General features: G+C 48.8%; 21 protein-coding genes and 1 riboswitch. Of the genes, 14 read left to right on the top strand and 7 right to left on the bottom strand.

Translation table 11 applies throughout. The features are described 5' to 3' along the window. Positions 1-4: 4 nt before the first annotated feature. Entirely contained in the window at positions 5-1,522 is a 1,518-nt protein-coding gene (locus tag ACYQ2N_RS01930; protein ID WP_459997283.1) for an MBL fold metallo-hydrolase, read from the bottom strand. A gap of 10 nt (positions 1,523-1,532) precedes the next feature. Continuing rightward, positions 1,533-1,736, bottom strand: coding sequence for a DUF3006 domain-containing protein (locus tag ACYQ2N_RS01925; RefSeq protein ID WP_459997282.1), 204 nt, complete (start codon positions 1,734-1,736; stop codon positions 1,533-1,535). A 293-nt stretch (positions 1,737-2,029) separates the two neighbouring features. Here ACYQ2N_RS01925 and ACYQ2N_RS01920 point away from each other — a divergent pair, with 293 nt between their 5' ends. The 3 genes from ACYQ2N_RS01920 to ACYQ2N_RS01910 all read left to right on the top strand — a co-directional run bounded on the left by ACYQ2N_RS01920 (position 2,030) and on the right by ACYQ2N_RS01910 (position 3,132). Then, entirely contained in the window at positions 2,030-2,197 is a 168-nt protein-coding gene (locus tag ACYQ2N_RS01920) for a YvrJ family protein (RefSeq protein ID WP_459997281.1), read from the top strand. After that, positions 2,194-2,655, top strand: coding sequence for a peptidoglycan recognition protein family protein (locus ACYQ2N_RS01915; RefSeq protein WP_459997280.1), 462 nt, complete (start codon positions 2,194-2,196; stop codon positions 2,653-2,655). The genes ACYQ2N_RS01920 and ACYQ2N_RS01915 overlap by 4 nt, the downstream gene beginning before the upstream one ends. 84 nt (positions 2,656-2,739) lie before the next feature. Beyond that, on the top strand, positions 2,740-3,132 hold the full coding sequence (locus ACYQ2N_RS01910; protein ID WP_459997279.1) for a hypothetical protein: 393 nt from the start codon (positions 2,740-2,742) through the stop codon (positions 3,130-3,132). A 625-nt stretch (positions 3,133-3,757) separates the two neighbouring features. On the opposite strand, the gene ACYQ2N_RS01905 is transcribed toward ACYQ2N_RS01910, so the two are convergent. Then, on the bottom strand, positions 3,758-4,015 hold the full coding sequence (locus tag ACYQ2N_RS01905) for a hypothetical protein (protein WP_459997278.1): 258 nt from the start codon (positions 4,013-4,015) through the stop codon (positions 3,758-3,760). Positions 4,016-4,392: 377 nt separating this feature from the next. Between ACYQ2N_RS01905 and ACYQ2N_RS01900 the strand changes: the two genes are divergently transcribed. Continuing rightward, positions 4,393-5,604 carry an MFS transporter gene (locus ACYQ2N_RS01900; protein WP_459997277.1) on the top strand — a complete coding sequence of 404 codons (1,212 nt, stop codon included), beginning with the start codon at positions 4,393-4,395 and terminating at the stop codon, positions 5,602-5,604. 228 nt (positions 5,605-5,832) lie between these two features. On the opposite strand, the gene ACYQ2N_RS01895 is transcribed toward ACYQ2N_RS01900, so the two are convergent. After that, a complete protein-coding gene (locus tag ACYQ2N_RS01895) occupies positions 5,833-7,410 on the bottom strand; it encodes an FMN-binding glutamate synthase family protein (RefSeq protein ID WP_459997276.1) in 1,578 nt (525 codons plus the stop codon). A gap of 407 nt (positions 7,411-7,817) precedes the next feature. On the opposite strand from ACYQ2N_RS01895, the gene asnS reads away from it, so the two are divergent. Then, complete coding sequence (gene asnS / locus ACYQ2N_RS01890) at positions 7,818-9,209, top strand: asparagine--tRNA ligase (RefSeq protein ID WP_459997275.1); 1,392 nt, start codon at positions 7,818-7,820, stop codon at positions 9,207-9,209. Here the strand turns inward: asnS and ACYQ2N_RS01885 are convergent. Then, positions 9,190-10,218: a DNA-methyltransferase gene (locus tag ACYQ2N_RS01885; RefSeq protein WP_459997274.1), complete on the bottom strand. Its 1,029-nt coding sequence runs from the start codon at positions 10,216-10,218 to the stop codon at positions 9,190-9,192. The genes asnS and ACYQ2N_RS01885 overlap by 20 nt on opposite strands. A gap of 185 nt (positions 10,219-10,403) precedes the next feature. Between ACYQ2N_RS01885 and ACYQ2N_RS01880 the strand changes: the two genes are divergently transcribed. The 3 genes from ACYQ2N_RS01880 (at position 10,404) to ACYQ2N_RS01870 (ending at position 13,120) form a co-directional block, all read left to right on the top strand. After that, positions 10,404-11,285: an NAD(P)-dependent oxidoreductase gene (locus tag ACYQ2N_RS01880; RefSeq protein ID WP_459997273.1), complete on the top strand. Its 882-nt coding sequence runs from the start codon at positions 10,404-10,406 to the stop codon at positions 11,283-11,285. Between the two features lie 126 nt (positions 11,286-11,411). Continuing rightward, positions 11,412-12,788, top strand: coding sequence for an alanine/glycine:cation symporter family protein (locus tag ACYQ2N_RS01875; protein WP_459997272.1), 1,377 nt, complete (start codon positions 11,412-11,414; stop codon positions 12,786-12,788). Positions 12,789-12,904: 116 nt separating this feature from the next. Then, on the top strand, positions 12,905-13,120 hold the full coding sequence (locus tag ACYQ2N_RS01870) for a hypothetical protein (RefSeq protein ID WP_459997271.1): 216 nt from the start codon (positions 12,905-12,907) through the stop codon (positions 13,118-13,120). On the opposite strand, the gene ACYQ2N_RS01865 is transcribed toward ACYQ2N_RS01870, so the two are convergent. After that, positions 13,107-13,772: a nitroreductase gene (locus tag ACYQ2N_RS01865; protein WP_459997270.1), complete on the bottom strand. Its 666-nt coding sequence runs from the start codon at positions 13,770-13,772 to the stop codon at positions 13,107-13,109. The genes ACYQ2N_RS01870 and ACYQ2N_RS01865 overlap by 14 nt on opposite strands. A 207-nt stretch (positions 13,773-13,979) precedes the next feature. Between ACYQ2N_RS01865 and ACYQ2N_RS01860 the strand changes: the two genes are divergently transcribed. The 6 genes from ACYQ2N_RS01860 (at position 13,980) to ACYQ2N_RS01835 (ending at position 21,437) form a co-directional block, all read left to right on the top strand. Continuing rightward, the gene (locus ACYQ2N_RS01860) at positions 13,980-15,632 is read left to right on the top strand and encodes an L-aspartate oxidase (RefSeq protein ID WP_459997269.1); all 1,653 of its coding nucleotides are present in this window, start codon (positions 13,980-13,982) and stop codon (positions 15,630-15,632) included. A gap of 285 nt (positions 15,633-15,917) precedes the next feature. Next, complete coding sequence (locus ACYQ2N_RS01855; RefSeq protein WP_459997268.1) at positions 15,918-16,136, top strand: FeoA family protein; 219 nt, start codon at positions 15,918-15,920, stop codon at positions 16,134-16,136. Positions 16,137-16,178: 42 nt separating this feature from the next. Next, the gene (gene feoB / locus ACYQ2N_RS01850) at positions 16,179-18,170 is read left to right on the top strand and encodes a ferrous iron transport protein B (RefSeq protein WP_459997267.1); all 1,992 of its coding nucleotides are present in this window, start codon (positions 16,179-16,181) and stop codon (positions 18,168-18,170) included. 35 nt (positions 18,171-18,205) lie between these two features. Continuing rightward, a complete protein-coding gene (locus ACYQ2N_RS01845; RefSeq protein WP_459997266.1) occupies positions 18,206-18,457 on the top strand; it encodes a hypothetical protein in 252 nt (83 codons plus the stop codon). A 79-nt stretch (positions 18,458-18,536) separates the two neighbouring features. After that, positions 18,537-18,718, top strand: a riboswitch (Lysine riboswitch). A gap of 193 nt (positions 18,719-18,911) precedes the next feature. After that, a complete protein-coding gene (locus ACYQ2N_RS01840; RefSeq protein ID WP_459997265.1) occupies positions 18,912-20,171 on the top strand; it encodes a diaminopimelate decarboxylase family protein in 1,260 nt (419 codons plus the stop codon). Between the two features lie 498 nt (positions 20,172-20,669). Then, positions 20,670-21,437: a 4Fe-4S binding protein gene (locus tag ACYQ2N_RS01835; RefSeq protein WP_459997264.1), complete on the top strand. Its 768-nt coding sequence runs from the start codon at positions 20,670-20,672 to the stop codon at positions 21,435-21,437. A 62-nt stretch (positions 21,438-21,499) separates the two neighbouring features. On the opposite strand, the gene ACYQ2N_RS01830 is transcribed toward ACYQ2N_RS01835, so the two are convergent. After that, on the bottom strand, positions 21,500-22,039 hold the full coding sequence (locus tag ACYQ2N_RS01830) for a transcription repressor NadR (protein ID WP_459997262.1): 540 nt from the start codon (positions 22,037-22,039) through the stop codon (positions 21,500-21,502). Positions 22,040-22,163: the final 124 nt, after the last annotated feature.

Genomic DNA, 22,163 nt, shown 5'->3' with positions numbered 1-22,163 from the left:
TCTCCTATTTCCTGGAGACCACTTCCCCCTGGGCGTTGTACAGCGCCGCTGGGTCTCCGTCATTGTTCCATATATACGACTTGGTCCAGACTAGTATTCCTGGTCCTGCCTGGGCTTTGTTACCGCTAACCACCTTGAGAGTTCCTCCAGCTGGTATTGAAGTCCCGGCTGGGAAGTTATAGGTCTGATTGCCTTCTACGCTGACTAATTTCCACCCGGTTAGATCCACTGCAGATCCGCTGCTATTGGAGATCGTGACAACCTCGGCGCTCAGGTCCACGCTCGCAATGCTGACAGATCCGGACGAAGAAACCGGGGCAGATGGGGCAGGAGTTGGAGCCGGTGTAGGACTCGGACTAGGGGACGGAGGAGCTTGCGGTTTGATCGGAGATGCGTTTTTATCAATCGTAATCGTACTACCATCACTCGTAGCGACAATGGTCCCGGCCTGGTCAGTACGATATACCGTAACCCCTGCAGATGCTAACTTATCCAGTGTTGCCTGGGCTGGGTGGCCGTATTTGTTCCCAGCGCCGACTGAGATAACGGCGTATTTCGGAGATACGGCCTTAAGAAACGAGTCACCGGTGGAGGTATTACTTCCATGGTGCCCAACTTTAAGGAGTGTTGCTTTTAAGCTGTTGCCACTTCTCAGCATCTCATTTTCTGAGTCAAAAGCAGCGTCACCGGTCAAAAGAAATGATGTGCTGCCGTAGGTTATCTTGAGTACCGCACTGTAGTTATTTGTATCACTGTAGCTAGAACTGTTAGGTGCCAAGAATACTTCGGATATTCCGGGTACATCGAGAACTACACCGGCTTTCGTCTGGATCCGCTTTGCGCCGCTTGCATTAATGGCCGCAATCATGTCCTCGAATGTTTTTGTGTTAGAGGTCGCGTTTGGCATGTAAACTTGTTTAACCGGGAAACTCTTAATCACCGTATCCATCCCGCCGATATGATCCTCATGCGGATGGGTGGCCACGACGGCGGCAAGTTCTTTGACGCCCTGAGCCTTGAGGTAATTGACCACCTCAGTACCATCAGCATTGTTGCCGGCGTCGACCAAAACTGCGGTGCCGGAAGGCGATTGGATGAGGATGCTGTCCGCCTGGCCAACGTCGATAAAATGCACCTTGAGATTGCCGCTTAGCGGGGTGGATTGAGCTGCCGATGTATTGGAGCTATTACTGGTATTTGAATCAGTGGCACCCGCGGCATTATCCGATGTCTTATCTGTTTGTTCCCCGGCCGCAGCTACATCAGTTTCCCCGGTGGCACCCGGACTCTTAGAATCACTTACACCGGCCACGGCGGGAACATCGGTTGGCTTGCCGGTTGGCTCTGCGTCTGTAAAAGGTACAGCCAGCTCGATCAGAAAGACGAAGCCGAACAACGCCGCCATGATTGCCCGCGTGGTCTTGCTGAACTTCCTCATCTTGTACAGAAGAAAAATCCCCACCGGGGGAATGAAGAAGAGAAGAACATACAGGAGCCAGGGTTTTTTGTTGAGAATATCCACTAATCACACCTCATTCATCGAAAAAATTGTCTAGGAGATTCTTAGCTTGGGTCTTACGAGCCTCTGTAGCTTTTTGGTCAACGCTAATTGTGATGTCTAATACGTCACCTTCGCAAACGTCAGACGGCAAAAGTTCGCGGGGCAGGCTAAATGTCTGCCGGTCGTTGGTCTCTACTACGGCCCAGAGATCTTCAAAGCGATCGATGATATACATATAGGCACTCCTCCTTTGACAACTCGTATTATATCACTTGTTCGGGGCAGAAGTTTGTCACAATTGGTCAGGTCTATTTGGCTTGTTATACTTTCCACATCAGTCCAAATTGTACTCTACTTGAAAATCGTTGACACTACGACCAACGACCTTTACGACCCGCCATCAGCCTAAGCCGGGAGGATACAACCTCTAAGACAGCTTAAAAATCAGCATAGACGGCGCTTCTGCTTAGGGAGCGCCGTCACCGCCATATCATAGATTAAAGAACAAGGAAGGAGGAAAAGCGGGACATGGAAGAACTCTTAAAGCTTGTCGGCAACTTCGGTTTCCCGATCGTGGTCAGCGCTTATCTCTTAGTGCGCATCGAAGGGAAACTGAATGAGTTGTCCACTAGCATAACAGAACTCGCCAAGGCTATCGCTGTCCTGGAAGTGAAGGGAGAGGGACGAATCTCATGAAAGATCTAATGAAACGGGAAAAGATTGTTGTGCATCATTCTGCCAGCCCTACGACCGTACGCATGGGCAGAAAAACCGTGCCTGTTGACGTGGATATGATCCGGGATTGGCACTTAGCCAACGGCTGGAGTGATATCGGATATAACTACGTCATTCTGCCGGATGGAAGGTGTGAGGACGGAAGGCCCCTGAATCTCCCCGGTGCGCACTGTAAAGCCGGGGGACGCAACTTCATCGGGATCGGGATTTGCCTGGTTGGGAACTTCAGCCTGACTCAGGTTCCGGAAGCTCAACTGAAGGGGCTGGTTGATAAAATACTCTCCCTCATGGATGAACACGAACTTAAAGTAAGCGATGTCGAACTGCACCGGGAAGTCCCGGAAGCCCATACCGAGTGCCCGGGCAAGTATTTCCCGGCGGAGGGATTGAGGAAAAGATTGGGGGAGCTGATTTTTTAGAATAGGGTCTGACCTCTAGATTAATTTCCAAATATATGGTAAAATATTCTCGCTGATCAACTGTTTGTATAAGGAGTAGTGTCCATGGCCTATTATCTTGAAACTGCTGAAGAGGCTTTTCAAAAAATCGCTCAAGGAACAGCCGAGCCGTATAGAGTTCTCGGCGATTTTTTGGATGATTTTTATTTGGCAGATATCTCAGAAAGAATGCGTATGCTAGCTACTCCTTTGCCCACGACAGTGACACATCCAAAAACGTGGCGATGGCTGGTTTACTTTGTGGCTGCGATCGATTGGTTGTGTTTTCGTTTTGAAATGGAAGTTCCCGAGTGGGTGAGAAATCCGATTTATGATCTTGATGAACCATGGTTTTTGTTTGAAGGATGGCGACTGAGAGCCTGGCAATTAACTACGACTCCCGTTCCTTTCAAGATGAGAAACATCTTTACTGGCGACACAGTGCTATCGCGGGTATAGGAGGTTGACAATTGCCCGTGAGGAAGGACTCCGGGAAGATTGGCTGAATGATGGAGTAAAGGGTTTCTTCTATGGCAACCCACCGCAAGTTCTATGGGCAGAATATCCGGTTTTCTGGTTATTTGGTCTTCTCGGGATTTATCTAATATTCATAATTCTCGGGACTAAAATGGGGGTATTGATGCTACTCAATACATTTTTGGTGTATCATTAGCTAATGGTTTTCCGCGTTTTCAGGATCTAGTTTATTTGGCCGGAGTCTGGATGTTTTCGTTATTTATCATATCAATGCTCATTCCAAAAGGCCCATTGCGTGTTGCAATTAATGCGTGCGTCGCTATTTGCATTGCAGCCATATATATTGGTCAAGTGTCCCCTCGTTTACGTTTCGTTTTATTAATAGCCTTAGTTAATCTAATTTCTTTTTTCTGATTATATTTTATGAGCAAAAAGATATCAATTGGTTCTATTCCAAGTATCGTCAGCTTTCTTTCGCTTGTCTTGTATGTTCTAGGAACACAAGCAAATATTTATTTGTACAATCCTTTGGCTCCATCAGGAACTGGAATTGAAAATATCCCTTTAGCAATCGTTAAGATTGCTCTAGTATGCTTAGTGCCCACGGTTATAGCAGCATTAGGTCAGTCGGTAAATTGAGTTCATGCATCGCATCCTCCCACGACACAAATTCCGTGTTATTTTTCAATTGCCATTCTTCTTCTTTACTCAAAGGTAAATCGTCCGGCTCCATTTGGGCAATTTCGTCCCAGTTTGGTCGTGTATGACGAATTGTTAAATACTTCAAAAAGTCATAGGCTGATTGTCTGGCTTCTTCCGGAAGCACCTTAACCAGCTTGAATAAATCATCATTACTGATTGCCATGAAAAGCCCTCCTCCGATTGGACGATAATACAGGTTTTTGCTAAGCTAAAATTAGCATGCATACTAAGGTAAGTCAAGGGTCATAATTATGGCTCGCAGATGGACATAACCCTCAGTACTAACAAACTGGGTTTGATGCTACAAGTATCCAATACCGGCGATCCCATCCCGCAGGACAGCCGTGATAAGTTTTGGCTATTAAGGTTTACTGTGCGAAGAATTTTATCATTTCCCTAAATAATCCTGCCTTGTCGGTTTACTTTTTGCAACCGTTGACGAAATATTCAGAATAAGGTACAATAGAATGGGAGGCTTTATTTCAGAGTCGACGGGAGGAAACGGACATTCTTCAAGAGAGCAGGCTTAAGCATTTCCCGGTGTATTACGGCTGGGTTATTCTCGGCATCAGTTTTCTCGTTCTGTTTGCCACCTTTGGCGTCCGCGGCTCATTTGGCGCGTATGTAACGGCGTGGGAGCACGAATTTGGGGTTAACAGGGCTACGGTCACCTTTATTTCCATGCTCAGTTTCTTTACCTTTGCGCTGTTCCAGCCCTTGGTCGGCAAGCTTAATGACAGGCTGGGGGCACGGGTGGTAATGACCGGAAGCATGTTCTTGCTGGGGTCGTCTCTGCTTATGTCTTCTTTGGCACAAAGGCCTTGGCAGTTAGGTATCGTATACGGTATTCTGGCGGCAATTGCCTTGGCAGGCGGCTCTAATGTGACCGCTACCTCTGTGATTGCGCATTGGTTTGTGGACAAGCGAGGATTCGCCATGGGGCTAAGCCTTTCCGGGATGGCCGCTGGTCAGCTTATTGTGGTGCCATTGTCCCTTTTTCTCATATCGAACTATAGCTGGCGCATTTCGTTAATGGTGGCAGGGATTGCGGTATTGTTGTTTTTCATGCCCTTCGCTTTTTTCCTGGTGCGGGCCAGGCCTGAAGATATCGGACTAAAAGCTTATGGGTATAAGGAGTATCTAAATCGGGAAGGGGGCACCGGCCTGGGCGGGGCTGCAGACAAAGCGCCCATGTTTGCGGTCCTTAAAGACCGCCGCTTTTGGCTCTTGGCTCTGCCTTATTTTATCTGTGGCTTTACCGATGTGGGGCTGATCGGAACGCACTTTATCCCGTTTAACCAAGGGAGAGCTTTTCCCCTGACAACGATTGCTCTGGCATTTAGCACGATTGCCGTTTTTAATATCGTAGGGACGATCGGTACCGGGTATCTTTCAGATAAGCTCTCCCGCAGCAGGCTCCTAGCCCTGATCTATATCATACGTGCTTTGACATTCGTCGTGCTACTCACGGCGCAGGCACCGTGGATGCTCTTAGTTTTTGCGGTCTTTTACGGGCTGACTGAGATGGCTTCCATCGCGCCAACCAGTTCCCTATGCACGGATATGTTTAAGAAACATCCCATTGGAACAGTATTCGGCTTAGTGTCGGTAAGCCACCAGCTGGGAGGGGCAGTCGGCTCTTTCATTCCGGGAGTTCTGTATGATCTTACTGGTTCTTACTTATTAATCATTGCTCTTGGGATTGTGCTGTTGATTGGAAGTTCAGTGGTTGTGGCCAGGGTTCGGGTCTAAGTCCGATATATATTAAGATTGCTAAATAAACCTGTGCAGCATACGAAATTTTCGTTCCTTATAATGACGATGAAAGATTTGACTCTATTAATAAAGGACTGTCCGGAAGCAAATCCTGCTTTTGGACAGTCCTATGAAAAGTTAAGTGTTTCTCAGGGTTATGTCATGGTATTTATTGGTGCCGATAAATTAAGGTTTACTCTGAAAATCCCATTCTAAAACTACTCTTTACTCTAAAATTCTTTCTACCTCTTCCGCATCTGAATCCATGATATAGGTGATGCCGGTGATGTCAGCGGCTTCTTTAGTCAGGGCTGCGATGTCGTCTCTGGTGATGTATTCCAGAGAGAACTTACGGGCACCGGTCATGAATTGGCGCAGGCCTTGCGCAATACGTTCGAAGTAAGTATACACCCCGATGGCACCGACCGGCAGACGCTCAAAGTCCGAACCGAGCTTTTCCTTAAGTTCGGCAGCGAGGATGAAGATTTGCTCCAGTTCTTCCCCGTGTTTCTTATATTCGTTTGGAACTTTGCCGCTCTTGGCCATTTGTCCGACCGTCTTGCCGACCATGGCGCTGGCCAGCGGTGCGCGGGCCATTTCAACGAGGCTGATATAAGGTGCACCCAGGGACAGCCCTTTGAACACCTGATCTTCTAAAGAGAAGCCGCCGGCGATGGCTACGTTGGGGATAAAGCGTCCTTTTTTGGCGAGCATATCTAAATATTTCACTAAGAGAGCCTGAATATAGATCGTGGGCAAACCCCACTCGTTCATCATGCGCCACGGGCTCATGCCGGTACCGCCGCCTGCACCGTCTACAGTAAGGAGGTCAAGCTTGGCATCTGAAGCGAATTTCACCGCGCGTGCCAAATCTGCGGGCCTGTAAGCTCCGGTTTTCAGGTACACTTGTTTGGCTCCGGCGTTGCGGACTTCCTGCACCCGGGCATGGAAGCTTTCTTCCGTGACCATGCCGATGCGGGAATGTCTTTCAAACTCAGTGAAGGCTCCGGCTTTATAAGCTCCTTGTACGCCTGAGTCCGTGGGATCTGGCAGGACAATGTAGCCGCGGCTTTTCAACTGGAGTGCGCGCTCTAAGGTATTTAATTTAACCTCACCGCCAATGTCTTTGGCTCCTTGCCCCCATTTGAGTTCAACGGCGTCAACACCGAGCTTTTCCAGAGCATATTCCTGAACTCCAAGCTTGGTGTCTTCAACATTAGCTTGGACAGCAATGGTACCTTCCCCTTGGTAGAAATCCTTAAACGCTTTGACGCGGGCAGCGAGTGCCGGGGAGTTGACCACGCGTCCGTTTTTAATCTCAACATTAGGGTCCATGCCGCACACATTTTCCCCGATGACGATCGGCACGCCGGAAATGGCAGCGCCGGCAGCCAGGTGGTCCCAGTTGTCAGCAGCGACATTGGTGGAACCCATGGCCCCAATGACGATGGGCAGACGGGCTTTTATTTTCGTGTCCGCTCCGATTTGACGTTCCAAGTTGACCGCAGGGAATATCGCTACTTCAGGGTCTGCTTCGATGCCGTGGGCACCTACGGCTGTGCCCATTATGTTAAAGTGCGAGTAATCAACAGGATAATCTTTTTGCGAGGCCGAAGTTGTCTTGCCAAAAGGAGCCGGATACAGAACCTCTTTGCCGCGAACAGCCGATTTGCCGACTTCGCACAGACCGGTGCAGCCATCCAAGCAAGTGACACACATCCCGCTGTAGGGGGCAATGTCATCCCCGGCCCGGGCCTTGGTCAAAGTGGCGAGTGTTTGGTTGATTCCTTTGCTGAAACTCATTTTCTACCATCCTCCCAGTTTTTATTTTTTCTCTCTTGTTGGCAATGTTCTATTCGACACGTATAGACAATCCTTGCTACAAGTATCCACCATAAAAACATAGATGATCGCATCGTGAACAGTTGGAATAAAATGTGTAATCTGTTAGTAGTCTAACAAAAAAAAATTAGCTTGACTAGGGTTTTTTGCTTGCTAAAGCAAAAATAATGCAAATATTCATGATGCAGAGATTCATTATATAATGGGTTTGTAAACAACCTAACATGAGAATTCACCATTCGGGTTAGCTTTGGCTGCGATCTGATGAAATTGGAAAATCGGTTCACAATGGATATAATATTAAGGTGATTGCATAATCAATAATCAGTGAGGAACATACATATTAACGGCAAGGGAGAATACACATAGTGCACAAAGCAGATATCAAACACATATATCGTGAGCCAGAGAAGTACCTCGGCCAGAGGATCAGCCTTCAGGGCTGGGTTAGGACTGTACGCAATCTTAAGGCGTTTGGTTTTATCGAACTGAATGACGGTACATATTTTAACAACCTTCAGGTTGTGTTTGACGAGAACTTGGATAACTTCAAAGAGATTATTAAACTTACAGTAAGTTCAGCGATCGCGGTCGAAGGAGTCCTGGCCGAATCCCCGGGAGCAAAACAGCCTTTTGAGCTTAAGGCTGAGAAAATCGAAGTATTAAGCCTGTGTCCGTCAGAGTACCCGCTGCAAAAGAAAAGGCACAGTTTCGAATACCTGCGTACTATTGCCCATTTAAGGCCACGTACTAACACCTTTGCGGCCGTATTTCGCTTGAGGTCGCTGCTTGCATATGCGATTCATCAGTTTTTTCAGGAGCGGGGGTTTGTGTATGTCCACACCCCGATTATTACCGGGAGTGATGCCGAAGGGGCTGGGGAGATGTTTCGGGTTTCTACATTGAGCTTAAACAGCCTGCCCCGCACCGAAGAAGGACAGGTAGATTTCGCCCAGGACTTCTTTGGCAAAGAAACCAACCTTACAGTAAGTGGGCAGTTGAACGGGGAGTCTTACTGTCTCGCTTTCAATAAAGTGTATACGTTCGGGCCGACCTTTAGGGCTGAGAATTCCAATACAGCCAGGCACGCAGCTGAGTTTTGGATGATCGAGCCTGAGATTGCTTTTGCTGAGCTTAAAGACGACATGCAACTGGCCGAGGACATGATGAAATACCTCATTGCTTACGCCTTGGAGAAGGCACCGGAAGAAATGGCCTTTTGCAATAACTTTATTGACAAAGGACTGTTTGAACGCCTGCATAACATTGTTAATTCTGACTTTGGCCGTGTTTCCTATACTGAGGCGATTGAGATTTTGCAAAAGTCAAAGGTAGAATTCTCGTATCCGGTTGAATGGGGGAGCGACCTTCAGACGGAGCATGAGCGCTATTTAACGGAAAAGGTATTTAATAAGCCGGTGTTTGTGACGGACTATCCTAAAGAAATAAAAGCGTTCTATATGCGGCTAAATGACGATGATAAGACGGTGGCCGCGATGGATCTCCTGGTTCCGGGTGTGGGGGAAATAGTAGGCGGAAGCCAGCGTGAAGAGCGCCTGGAGGTTTTGGAACGCAGGATGGATGAACTGGGGCTAAACAAAGAGGACTACTGGTGGTATCTTGAACTCCGTAAGTTCGGCGGGGTAAAACACGCGGGCTACGGTCTGGGGTTTGAGCGTCTGATTATGTATATAACAGGCATCAGCAATATCCGCGATGTCATCCCCTTCCCGCGCACAGTCAAGAATTGTGAGTTTTAGCAAAGCTATTATTGTTATTGCTGTTTTTCTGGTCTTTGAGACTGTTTCTTTCCCAGAAAACTTGATCGTGGTAGCCCTGGATGGAACGGTCTCGGTCTGCCAGTGCCAGCCTTTTTTCAGCCAGGCAGCAGTATGTCTGGTCAAGCTCGATTCCGATATAGCGGCGGTTGAGTTTTTTGGCGACAACGGAAGTGGTTCCGGAACCCAGGAAGGGGTCCAAGACCACATCTCCTTCGTTCGAACTGGCGAGGATGATCTTAGCTACAAGTTTCTCCGGTTTCTGGGTGGGATGGTCGGTGTTTTCCGGCATTGACCAAAAAGGTACGGTTAGATCAGTCCATAAATTAGAGGGATGGGTAAGGCGGTACTTGCCATCTTCGTTGTCATCCCAGTCTTTGGGTTTGCCCGTATCATCTCGGTAAGGGGCGATCACCCGTTTTTTAAGTTTGACGCTGTCGACATTAAAGGTATAACTGTCAGCGAGCGTGCAGAACCAGATGTCTTCTGACGAGTTTTTCCAGTTGCTCTTGGCCCCCCGGCCTTTTTCGCGTTCCCAGGTAATACGGTTGCGCACTTTGAAGTATTTAGAGGCTACGTTGAAAACGGAGTAGCTTGAGAGCCAGTCTCCACAGATGTACACGGAAGCCTCCGGTTTTAAGGCGGGGAGAAGGCGCGACAGCCAGGACTCGAGCCATGCGCTGTACTTCTGGACGTCCATTTGGCTGAAAGTCTTGCCGTTAAAGTTTTTCGTAAGGTTATAGGGTGGGTCGATAAAGAGTAAATCTACGAATGTGGCTGGCAGTAAATCCAGCGCTTCAAAAAGGTCCTGGTTGATCGTCTTATTTAAGATCTCGTTAAGTTCAACCTTTTGCACCAGGTGCACTAGCTTTTTGGCATAAAGGTCTGTTTCTTCAGTGGTTAGAGTAAGAGTGCGGTTTAGCTTGGCCCGCGCTTTGTCCTGCTTCTTGTCTTGTTTCTTGTACGGTGTCTGTGATTCTTGTACAGTCATTATTAACAACTCCTTGTAGTCTACTTCAATGTCCATACAGTATTCGACAAACAGGCTTAAATACCTTTCCGCTAAAGCATATTCCGCGGCAGCCGGTTAGGAGGAGACCTTGATGCACCTCGCATATTTGTGGTCCATTTTTAAATAAGTTCATGGGTAATATTGCTTAAAGGGGTGAAAGATATATGTCTCTTAATCCGAAAAATACGGTTATCGGCTTTATCGGCACAGGTGTGATGGGAAAAAGCATGGCCGGGCACCTGCTCACAGCAGGGTACAAGGTGTTGGTACATAGCCGGACAAAGTCAAAGACGGAGGAACTTATCAAGGCCGGAGCACTCTGGCGCGATCATGAGGGAGATTTGGCGGCGGAGAGCCATGTGGTGATTACGATCGTCGGCTATCCGGGTGATGTGGAAGCGCTCTACCTCGGGGAAGACGGGGTGGTTAAGCACGCCCAGCCGGGAACCTATCTTATTGACATGACGACATCTTCTCCGGCTTTGGCGCAAAGGATATACGCTCAGGCTAAGGAACGGCAGCTGCACGCTTTGGATGCCCCTGTTTCCGGTGGGGATGTGGGGGCGCGTGAGGCCCGGCTGGCGATTATGGTTGGCGGAGATGAGGAAGCTTTTCAGGCGGTGAAGCCTATTTTTGAGATTCTGGGCAGGAATATTATCCTGCAGGGATCAGCCGGAGCGGGGCAATACACCAAGATGTGCAACCAGATTGCGATCGCCGGCACTATGATCGGGGTATCCGAGGGGATGGCTTACGCCAAGAAAGCTGGTTTGGACCCAGCCCGCGTCCTCCAAAGCATCGAGACAGGGGCGGCTGGTAGCTGGTCACTCAGTAATCTTGCGCCGCGCATGATCAAGGACAATTTTGCCCCTGGCTTTTACGTTAAGCATTTTATTAAGGATATGGCAATAGCTTTGGAGTCGGCTGCGGAAATGAACCTGGACTTGCCAGGCTTGGAGCTGGTTAAATCCCTCTATGACAGCTTGGCAGCTTCCGGGAAAGAGAACAGTGGGACCCAGGTTTTGTATAAGCAATACCTTAAGTGATAAGTTGAATCCTCCCCTGAAAACTGATGGTGCCGTAAGTAAGCAAAAGAAGCTCATGTTTATTTCCCTAAGTGGTAATACTATGAGCTAGTAACTGCGGTTTTTACCAGCAAAAGGGGGATTATTATGGATTCTTTTCATGCATTAGTTTCCACAATCGATAGTTGGCTGTGGGGGTGGCCCTTATTAATCTTGCTCTTAGGCACCCACTTATTTCTTACGATTCGGCTCAGATTCATTCAAAGGTATATCGGAAAAGCGATTAAACTTTCTGTAACTAAGGATGATTACGCGCAGGGTGATGTGAGCCAGTTCAGTGCCTTAACCACCGCTCTGGCAGCTACGATAGGTACCGGCAACATTGTGGGAGTGGCTACGGCTATAGCCATCGGAGGCCCTGGTGCTGTGCTCTGGACCTGGTTTACCGGGGTATTCGGGATTGCGACCAAGTACGCGGAGGCTCTACTCTCAGTGAAATACCGGATCAAGACCAGTGACGGCACCATGGCCGGCGGGCCGATGTATGTGCTGGAATATGGGCTTAAGATGAAATGGCTCGGACTATTGTTCGCTTTATTTGCCAGTATCGCAGCTTTTGGTATCGGCAATATGGTGCAGGCCAACTCTATCTCGACGCTGGCTAATGAGCAATTCAGAATTCCGACCTATATTACCGGCTTGGTTATGGCTGCTTTAACGGCAATCGTCATTATCGGTGGGGTTAAAAGAATAGCCAGAGTAAACGACCTCTTGGTGCCGTTTATGGCAGCTTTTTATGTTCTGGGGTGTCTCATAATTCTTGCCTTAGAATGGAGGGCTATTCCTAATACCATCGCCACGATTGTGACGAGTGCTTTTACGGGGCAAGCGGCTGCCGGTGGCTTTGCCGGGTCTACCGTGATGATGGCCATGCGTTATGGGGTCTCCAGAGGGCTTTTCTCTAACGAATCCGGTCTGGGGAGTGCACCGATTGTGGCGGCAGCAGCTCAGACCAGAAACCCTGTCAGGCAGGCCTTGGTCTCATCAACCGGAACTTTCTGGGACACAGTTATTGTCTGCGCCGTAACCGGTATTACCATCGTGAACACGGGCGTTTGGACTCGAGGTTTGAACGGTGGCAAACTAACCCATGCCGCGTTCGGGAGTATTCCGGTAATTGGGCCGCTGGTTTTGACGCTCGGGCTTTTGACATTTGTTTTTTCCACGATCCTAGGGTGGTCATACTATGGCGAAAAGAGTTTTGAGTACCTTTTTGGGAAAAAGTCGATCATATTCTATCGCCTTGCTTGGGTGGTAGGGGTCTTTGCAGGCTCTGTCTTCTCCCTTTCCCTGGTCTGGGATCTGGCTGACCTTACCAACGGCTTAATGGCGATTCCTAATCTCATTGCACTTCTTGCTCTGAGCGGAGTGATTGTTAAAGAAACGAGAGAATACCTGTGGAAGGATAATCTTGATAAGATCGCGGAAGATGAAACGATCGACTTAAGCGCCAAACCCGCGTAAGCAAAAGGTATGCTTTTAATGGAATATGCATACGAAAGCGCAGCCTCTTTCCTAAAAAAGGGGCTGCGTTTTTTTAAGCAGGAGAGAGTGTTTTTAATTTCGAATAACGTAGGAAAATGCGAATTCGTGTAATTGAGCCTGCGAGGAGTGTCAAATATCTTTCCTTGCTTACCCCGGAGGGTTGGGCCTTAAAGGCTATGCAAAGCCTCAACAGCGGTAGTGGCAGTGCAGAGGGTAGGGAGGTTTGGTTGACGATCGGGGGGCTGGTTGTCGGCGGAATTTTGGCGCATGTCATAGCCTATTGGCACTTGCAGAAGCTCAAACTCCTATGATCCTCACGACGTCCTCGACCTGGCGGCGCAGGCTGCGGGGTTTGTTGGCTGGGTTGTCATCATCGGCATAACCGAGAGCGATCCCGAAGAGTACCATCAGGTTGTCAGGGATGTTCAGTTCGCGTCGGATGATTTCCGGGTAGGCGACCAGACTTACTGCCGGAATGGAATCCACGCCGTATTCCTGAGCCGCAAGCATCATGCTTTGGGCGCACAGGCCCATGTCAAAGATGGACCAAGGGGTAAGGTTTTGCTCCAGGCACAAATAAACAACGGCGGGAGCGCCAAAAAATTCATAATTGCGTCGGGCGCTAGCGTCCCGCGCTTTTTTGTCTTCCCGGTCGATTTCCATCACGGCAAAGCGCTGGGACATGTTTTCGCTCATTCTCTGCTTGAGGGCAGGTGGCCAGTCTTCCGGTCGGGGCAAGTCCGGCGAGCTTGTGGTTCCGTTTTCATAGTTAGCCAGGAATTGCTCACGCACTTTAGTTAAGGGAGCGCCCGTAGCAATGTAGACTTCCCAAGGTTGGGTATCAGCCCAGGAAGGGGCTTGGTTGGCCGCAGCCATAATCTGAAGCAGGGTTTCTTTGCTCACCGGCTCTGGTTTGAAGGCGCGCACAGAGTATCGGGTGTTTAGGGCTTCAATGACATTCATAGAGTAAGACCTCCTTCAATAAAGTAGATGGTTTTGAGCTTTTGGTTAGCGAATTTTTGCCCGCTGAAAGCTGCACGACGTTTACTTTGGTTTGTTTTAGTATTTGTAACTTTTTCTTTATTTAAGTTAAAATTCCTGCTTGTGCAAGGAATTTTAACCAACACGGCGAAATTTCTAACTACATATAACGCGGGGGGGGATTTTGAAGTGGATTTAGAGCGTGTGCAAACAGACGCCTTAGTAATTGGTGGGGGGTTGGCAGGTTTAAGTGCCGCTTTGGAGTTAAGAGCTAAGGGCTGGAATGTGACAATTGTCTCTAAAGGGAAAGTGGGGCAGAGCGGCAATACGATCATGACTCGCAACAGCATGGCGGCTGTGTTGGCTGAAGCACCTAAGAGTGGCACAGCAAGGGAGCATGTGGAAGATACGTTGGCAGGTGGGGTATATCTTAATGATCAGAAGCTTGTCTGGAAATTAGCCGCCAAAGCAGAAGACGGGATAAAAAGCCTGGAGCGTTGGGGCGTGCCATTTCTACGGCAGGACGGGCGCATCTCGAGCAAAGGCTCGCCCGGACACGGCAGAGAACGGATACTTACGGTCGACGCCAGACATTTGCGTTCTACGCATAACGCAGGGCTGGCCTTAAGTCTGCCTTTGCTGGAGAAAGCCAAAGAAGCGGGTGTCACTTTACTCAATGGAATTCTGATCACAGGACTGTTGAAGAAGGATGGTACAGTTGGGGGCGCTTACGGCTTAGACCGAGGCAAGCCCCAAGTCTGGTTTTTTGAGTCCAGGGTGGTTATCTTGGCCAGTGGCGGAGTTGGGCAGTTATATCCTCTCACTACGAACGCCGGAGATGTGAGCGGGGACGGCTATGCTCTCGGGTATTTGGCAGGAGCCAAGGTGCGGGACATGGAATTTATCCAGTTTCATCCCACGGTTAGCATGGGGGCAAGTAAGGAAGTTTTATCGACCGCACCTTTCAGCGATGGGGCGGTGCTCAGAAACAAGCTAGGGGATGCTTTTATGACGCGCTATTCCCCGGAGGGTGATATGGCGACCCGGGATGTTATGGCCCGGGCTGTGTATGAGGAAATAAGGAGCGGCCGCGGGAGCGAGCACGGGGGTGTTTATGTAGACTTTAGCGAAGTTCCTCCTGCAAAGATGGCAAGGGAATACGAACCGATTCAGCGGCGCTTAAATGGCAGCACGACCATAGAAGTCGGCACGGCCGCCCATTTCATGATGGGCGGAATCGTGATTGACGAATTCGGACGCACTGGAGCTTCCGGGCTTTATGCCTGCGGGGAGGTAACAGGCGGGGTCCATGGTGCCAACCGCCTGGCAGGGAATGCCCTAACCGAGGCCGTGGTTTTCGGGATCGAAGTTGGTCGGCATGCGGGGCGTGACCTGGATGATGCGTTAAAGACCTCTGCCCAAAGTTCATTGAAACTCGCAGATATCGAGCAGCTTTTAGCTGATGACGGGATTCATCTTCAGCATGACCTGCCTTGGGAAAAAGACAATCAAGCACATGATTTGCCTGGGGCCGACGGGAATGAAGCCCAGGAAATCAGGAATAGTGCTCAAGCTGGATATAGCCTTGAGGAGATAAAGAAAAAGCTGCGCTTACTCATGGGGCTGAATGTCGGCATCGTGCGCAGCGGATCCGGGCTGTCGCAGGCGATGGAAGAGCTGAGTAAATTTCAAGTATATCTCGAACAATACCGCTGCCATAGTTATACAGAATTGCTTGCTCACCACCAGTTAAAGCTGATGATTCTAACTGCTGTGCTGATAACACAGGCTGCCAGGCAGCGCCGGGACAGCTTAGGGGCTCATTACCGGAAGGCGGACTAGTGCAGTAATCTAAGTTAGCGCATCCCGGGTTGGTTGATGGTTGCTCCCTCCACCATAGCTGCTTGAGAAAAAAAGTTTTTATCATAGTGTTTTAGTAGGGATTGACTTATAGATAGATTAAATACTATAATAAAAGCAAAGAAAATGATAACCGTTCTCAATTAATTGAACGTACACTTTTAGATGATTTCCTAGGACAAACCGTTATTGCTTTGTTTCTTTTTTACTTAAATGATAATCGTTGTCACGTTTTGCCATTGGTTGGAGTAAGGAGGGGGATGGAAAATGACTCTCGATGGAGTGAAAAAGGGGCAGTCCTTTACAATTGCGCACATTCCTAATGATAAAGTACGAGCGCAGGCAATCCGTTTCGGCATTGCCGAAGGCGAGTGGCTGAGTTGCGAAGAGGTAGTGCCTGCGGGTCCGGTTGTAGTGCGCAAGAACCGACAGTTAATAGCACTTGGCAGACAGCTGGCTCGCGAAATTGGGGTTCGTCTGACCTAATAATCTGACGTAATAATTAGACAACTGGGGAGATGATGAGAGATGTCACACTGTCATGGTTGCAGTTTGGACATAGAAGTTCCGGAAGGGGCGCGCAGGATCGTGTTGGCCGGTAATCCCAACGCCGGCAAGTCCGTGTTCTTTAACAGTTTAACAGGGATGTATGTAGATGTTTCCAACTATCCGGGTACTACTTTGGAGATTTCATCCGGGCACTTCCAAGGAGATGTTGTGATTGACACTCCTGGAGTTTATGGGATCTCATCGTTTAATGATGAAGAAAAAGTAGCCAGGGACGTTATTTTAACGGCTGACATTGTCGTCAATGTAGTCAATGCTGTTTATTTGGAGAGGGACTTATTCTTAACGCAGCAGGTGATTGATACAGGCGTACCTGTCATTGTGGCCTTGAACATGGTTGACGAGGCCGAAAAGCAAGGCTTAAAGATTGACCATGCCCTTCTGAGCAAATTGCTGGGAGTGCCGGTTATTCCGACTGTGGCGGTTGCCAAAAAGGGTATGGACGAATTAAAACAGAGCATTTTTCAGGCGCGAATTGGTAATTGTGAACCAGATTTGCAGCAGAAACTGGATGAATTTGCAGACCGCGTCGGGAGCCGGGGTGAAGCATTGCTTATACTTGAAGGGGATGTGGCGGTTGCAGAGCGTCACGGTCTTGAGCCCCTGAATTTCCGGGATGAGATTTATCTGAAGAGGCGCAAGCGCGTCAACGAGATCGTGGAATATGTGGTTAAGGAAGTTAATAATAAATTGGCGTGGGTTAACACATTAAACCGGCTGATGATCCGGCCGCTTACCGGCATCCCCATTCTCATTGTGGCTTTATATCTGATGTATAAGTTGATTGGAGTGTTTGTAGCCGGGACGGTTGTCGGTTTTACGGAAGAAACAATCATGATCGGGCACGTGGAACCGTTTATCCGGTCGGTTGTCGGTCATTTCGTACAGCAGAGTTCGGCTTTAGGGACTATTTTAATCGGGGAATTCGGTTTATTCACTATGACTCTTACCTATGTTTTCGGCCTCTTATTGCCTCTGGTTGCCGGCTTTTATCTCTTTTTGTCCCTGTTTGAGGATTCCGGTTACCTGCCCAGGATCGCCACCCTGGTGGATCGGGTTTTAACTGGGATTGGCTTAAATGGGCGGGCAGTCATTCCGATGATTCTGGGGTTCGGATGTGTGACCATGGCTACGATCACGACCCGCTTGCTGGGCTCGGAACGGGAGAGGCGGATTGCCATTTTCTTGCTCGGCCTCGCGATACCGTGCTCCGCTCAGTTAGGTGTGATCGCGGGGATGCTGGCGACAGTCGGACCGCAGTTTGCCGCTCTCTACGTCATGATCATCTTAGGAGTTTTAGTCGCTGTCGGAACTTTAATGAACATTTTGCTCTCCGGCAAGTCCTCAGATTTGCTGATTGATTTGCCCCCCCTTAGAATGCCGCGAATAAACAATGTCTTAACCAAGACTTGGATTAAATCTTACCAATTTGTCAAAGAGGCTTTGCCGCTTTTTGCATTAGGCGCTTTAATTATTAGTGTTTTGCAGGTGACCGGGATTTTGGATTTCTTGCAAAATATGTTGGCTCCTCTTACTGTTAAATGGCTCAGTTTGCCGCGGGACGCATCCACGGCTTTTATCATGGGGATCGTGCGCCGAGACTTTGGGGCTGCCGGTCTGGCAGGTTTGCCGCTCACTCCGATTCAGACAATTGTGTCACTCGTAACCATTACTTTATTTGTTCCCTGCATTGCGTCAATTATGGTAATGTTTAAGGAACGCTCGAAACGGGAAGCTGCCGTGATGTGGCTCAGCACTTGGGTCATAGCTTTCCTGATCGGCGGGATCACAGCTCAGTCTGCCCGTATCATCGGTACGGACACACCGCTGCAGATTGCCGGGATTATTGCGGTGTTCTGGGGGTTGATTCTGGTGGTAGTGTTTGCGGTTAAGATCCTCAAGAACAGAGTTTGGGGAGAACGCTCGGGGACTGGTGCCAAAGGGGTAGCCTAAGCTAAGTGGGTGGCCGGAAAAGGAGAAGAGGCGCTATGTTCAAACTAATACCGAAGATAATAGAATCCGTGAGATCATCATTAGAGCCGGGAGCCAAGCCGATGTCCATGCCGATGGTAAATTCCCATGCCTGCACAACCGTTGGCAAAAGCTGCCCGCAGTGCGGTTATCCGCTCGATGGTCCGGCCATGAGTTGCCCACGGTGCCGTCAGCCGCTGGAGACCGGCTGTTCCGGGAACTGCAGTAAATGCAATACAGGGGGAAGTTCATGCACTTCCTGTAAATAAAGCTTTTTTAGTAGACCTTCAGAGGGTAGACTTTCCTGTTGACACTGTGAGGCTAATATAGGATAATTAAACAAATTAAATAGGCGATAGAGGTGCGGTTTATTAAGAGTACACATCCTAAGCTCAGCCTGCGATGAGGGATGCTGGAAAGGAATAGCCGCCGAAGCGAGGGTTTGAGGGCTGAAGAACGCTTGCTGGGCGTGGGTTGAACAAACGCACGACTGTCATCCGGCATCGTCCGGATGGAGGGCTATTTGCATTGTTGAGGTAGGGTTGGTTTGGCTTTGCCTTTAGGCGGTTGCGAGTAGTTCGGAACCGCTTTTTAGTTTGTGTCCCAGTGTAAAATACTATCGTTAGCTGTAACTGACTTCAATGACTGGTTTTTTACAGAAACCATACGAGAGGTAGCGCACGAAACTTGTAAATAATTTAGAAAAGGGTGGAGGAGCAAGAAGTGGCACTGAAAACATTGCCGTTTAGTAAAGAACAGTTGGCAAAGATAATCGCGGAATACGGGACTCCCTTTCATATTTATGATGAAAGAGCAATCCGGGACAACGCCAGGAGGTTAATCAAGGCTTTTTCCTGGGCACCGGAGTTTAAGGAGTATTTTGCGGTCAAAGCAACTCCAAATCCCTATATCTTAAATATCCTGCGCGAGGAAGGGTTCGGGGCTGACTGCAGTTCCTTGGCGGAATTGATCCTGGCTGAAAAAGTGCACATCCTGGATGAGAATATTATGTTTACGTCTAACGACACTCCTGCTGATGAGTATCAAAAAGCGCGGGAGCTTGGTGCGATTATCAACCTGGATGACATCACCCATATAGATTACTTAGAAAAGCACACTGGCATCCCTGAGATTATTTCTTTCCGCTATAACCCCGGATCTTTACGCGCCGGGGGCAATGACATTATTGGCAAGCCCGAGGAGGCTAAGTACGGTCTTACAAAAGAACAGCTTTTTGAAGGTTATAAAGCGGCCCAAGCCAAAGGTGCACAGCGCTTTGGGCTTCACACGATGGTCATTTCCAACGAACTTGACCCCAACTACTTTATCGAGACCGCGAATATGATGTTTGACTTGGCGGTCGAGATTTATCAGACCTTAGGAATTAGAATTGAGCTTATCAATCTGGGCGGGGGAATCGGAATTCCCTACCGCCCGGAGCAGGAGTCTGTTGACCTTGAGTATGTGGGCCGGGGGATTAGGGAAGCATACGAGAGTAAAATCGTGCCGGGCGGACTCCATCCCTTAAAGATTGCCATGGAGAGCGGACGCATGATTACCGGACCGTACGGATACTTGGCAGCTACAGTTATGCATAAGAAGGATATCTATAAAAAATATGTCGGTTTAGATGCCAGTATGGCCAATTTAATGCGTCCCGGTATTTACGGAGCTTATCACTATATCACAGTTGTCGGGAAAGAAAATGCCCCTCAGGACCACATCTATGATGTGACAGGAGGCCTGTGCGAGAACAACGATAAGTTTGCCGTGGATCGGGAGCTTCCCCGCATCGACATCGGAGATATTGTGGTTATGCACGATACCGGCGCACACGGCCATGCCATGGGCTTCAACTACAACGGCAAACTGCGCTCAGCTGAACTTCTGCTCAAAGAAGACGGAAGCGTAGAACTGATCCGCCGCGCGGAAACCCTTGAGGATCTCTTTGCTACCCTGGATTTTTCGGGGTTGGAGAAGTAAACATTTTGGAATGAATTTATATTACTTTCAAAGAACCGCAGTAGTCAGCTAAGCAAGTTGACATCTGCGGTTTTTTTGACGGCTGCCCCCTTTTATAATAGATCTGGACAATGTATATGGATTCATGGGATTGTTCCTGGCTTTGTTCGTCATGTATAACTCTAAGGGAGTTGCGGTATTATGGTAGCCATGGCTTTGGTCTTTGTTTCACGCGGAAGCGGATGTGCGCTGGCTCAGGCATGTGGAGGCTAAAATATCGGCTTATTCCCGGAAGCCGAGTTGAATCAATAAACTCAAAGCCGCAAACTACTGGCTAAAGGTCGGTGTCTGCGGCTTTTTTTGTACTTAACTTTGTTCTATGGTCAGGCAAATATCTCAGACAATTCTGAAATAGTCTTCGACATAATGGAGACGAGGCAGTATAATTGTGTTAAACGAATATCTGCCTAGATAACGTCCAGGATCATTTCCTACATAGGACAAAGAGGAGCACGCTGAATGGATAAGAAAGACTTTGCAGCGTTGATTACTGACTTAGTTAACGAGAGTCCGTTAAACCGGGCACAGGAAATAGGCCTGTCTAGGATATACAGCAGCCCCTTGGTCGGGATTGCTTCCGCTCATGACCCTTTGTTTGCGCGGCTGAAAGAGCCGGAAGTAGTCGGCCCGCACTATCTCAGCCCAACTGAATGGTTGTCCGAGGCCGAAACTGTGATATCCTATTTTCTCCCTTATTCGCCTGAGGTGCGTCAGGCTAATTATAACGGAGATCTACCGGCCCGGGAATGGCTCTATGGCCGGATCGAGGGCGAAGCGTTTAATGACGCCGTCCGTCGCACGCTTGTGGCAGAAGTGCAAAGTAAAGGCGGGTTGGCACTTGCACCGCTGCACGATGCGCGCTATAAAACGGTGAAAAAGAGGAGCAACTGGTCGGAAAGACATACTGCGTATATTTCCGGGCTGGGGACTTTTGGTTTGGGCAAGTCCCTTATTACCGAGCTGGGAAGCGCCGGACGTTTTGGCAGCGTGGTAGTGAGTTGGAAAATCGAACCTACCCCCCGGACCTATACAGGGATTTATGACAACTGTACCATGTGCAGGGAGTGCATCCCTCGCTGCCCGGTTGGTGCCATTACCGAGAATGGGAAGGATATCTGGACTTGCTCACGCTACCTGGATGAGATCAAAGTCCGTTATGCTCCGCGCTATGGCTGCGGCAAATGTCAGACCGCTGTAGCGTGTGAGTATTCGGTTCCTGGGCGGTGAATGGAATAACTTGTTCTGAGGTAAAACCTCCGCGAAGTGATAAACGCGGAGGTTTCTGTTTTTTACGGCTTGAGTAAAAACCCTGCTTCAGCCAGGCTCCTACAGGCCCGGTCTATGCTTTGCTCGTTGGGTGCCTCTACCGTATGCAGGTGCCGACCGCCGGTCAGGGCACTTAAGAGATTAGCATGGTTTTGTGCCATCTCGGCTGCAAAGGTTTTGACATCATAGCGGGTTTTAAGGCCTAGGGGGCGAAAGATTTTGCCGTAGACTGAATGCTCTATGCCTACATCCAGCACGGCAACGCCATGGTCAACCAGGATATTTAGTTCCTTTTCCATCTCTGCCGGGGTGTGCTGGGAATAGATAACACGCCTGACTCCGGCAACAGGGGTGGTGTCAGGAGCAGAATAGATATAACCTTGAGGAGTGGCGATAATTGGTTCTTCCTTCGCTCGAAGGAGGGCAATGTCTTGCACGATAACTTGGCGGCTAACCCCGGTCTCCTTAGCCAATTCAGCGGCCTTGACCGGCAAGGTGCTGTCTTTAAGTATTTGTAATAATTTCGTTCTTCGTTCTTCACCCGGGGCATCCTTGCGCAGCATTTAACCACCTACTTGATAAATTTACCGAAAAATTAATTGCATGACCTTTGCTCTCTTTATATAAATTTTATCCGCATTTGCGCATAATTGTCAATAATGGTGTCTTGACACCTGTAAATACATT

It is taken from the genome of Paradesulfitobacterium aromaticivorans, from assembly GCF_054657415.1.
Note: the sequence above shows the minus strand (reverse complement) of the source record. Positions and strands in the feature narration are given on the sequence as shown.

What these genes read in the sequence shown, in the direction of transcription:
- ACYQ2N_RS01830 (WP_459997262.1), bottom strand. Translation starts at nt 22,039, where the DNA reads ATGCTGCGCAAGGATGCCCCGGGTGAAGAACGAAGAACGAAATTATTA.
- ACYQ2N_RS01875 (WP_459997272.1), top strand. Translation starts at nt 11,412, where the DNA reads ATGGATTCTTTTCATGCATTAGTTTCCACAATCGATAGTTGGCTGTGG.
- ACYQ2N_RS01870 (WP_459997271.1), top strand. Translation starts at nt 12,905, where the DNA reads ATGCGAATTCGTGTAATTGAGCCTGCGAGGAGTGTCAAATATCTTTCC.
- ACYQ2N_RS01895 (WP_459997276.1), bottom strand. Translation starts at nt 7,410, where the DNA reads ATGAGTTTCAGCAAAGGAATCAACCAAACACTCGCCACTTTGACCAAG.
- ACYQ2N_RS01845 (WP_459997266.1), top strand. Translation starts at nt 18,206, where the DNA reads ATGTTCAAACTAATACCGAAGATAATAGAATCCGTGAGATCATCATTA.
- ACYQ2N_RS01855 (WP_459997268.1), top strand. Translation starts at nt 15,918, where the DNA reads ATGACTCTCGATGGAGTGAAAAAGGGGCAGTCCTTTACAATTGCGCAC.
- ACYQ2N_RS01905 (WP_459997278.1), bottom strand. Translation starts at nt 4,015, where the DNA reads ATGGCAATCAGTAATGATGATTTATTCAAGCTGGTTAAGGTGCTTCCG.
- ACYQ2N_RS01910 (WP_459997279.1), top strand. Translation starts at nt 2,740, where the DNA reads ATGGCCTATTATCTTGAAACTGCTGAAGAGGCTTTTCAAAAAATCGCT.
- ACYQ2N_RS01880 (WP_459997273.1), top strand. Translation starts at nt 10,404, where the DNA reads ATGTCTCTTAATCCGAAAAATACGGTTATCGGCTTTATCGGCACAGGT.
- ACYQ2N_RS01915 (WP_459997280.1), top strand. Translation starts at nt 2,194, where the DNA reads ATGAAAGATCTAATGAAACGGGAAAAGATTGTTGTGCATCATTCTGCC.
- ACYQ2N_RS01835 (WP_459997264.1), top strand. Translation starts at nt 20,670, where the DNA reads ATGGATAAGAAAGACTTTGCAGCGTTGATTACTGACTTAGTTAACGAG.
- ACYQ2N_RS01925 (WP_459997282.1), bottom strand. Translation starts at nt 1,736, where the DNA reads ATGTATATCATCGATCGCTTTGAAGATCTCTGGGCCGTAGTAGAGACC.
- feoB (WP_459997267.1), top strand. Translation starts at nt 16,179, where the DNA reads ATGTCACACTGTCATGGTTGCAGTTTGGACATAGAAGTTCCGGAAGGG.
- ACYQ2N_RS01865 (WP_459997270.1), bottom strand. Translation starts at nt 13,772, where the DNA reads ATGAATGTCATTGAAGCCCTAAACACCCGATACTCTGTGCGCGCCTTC.
- ACYQ2N_RS01920 (WP_459997281.1), top strand. Translation starts at nt 2,030, where the DNA reads ATGGAAGAACTCTTAAAGCTTGTCGGCAACTTCGGTTTCCCGATCGTG.
- ACYQ2N_RS01885 (WP_459997274.1), bottom strand. Translation starts at nt 10,218, where the DNA reads ATGACTGTACAAGAATCACAGACACCGTACAAGAAACAAGACAAGAAG.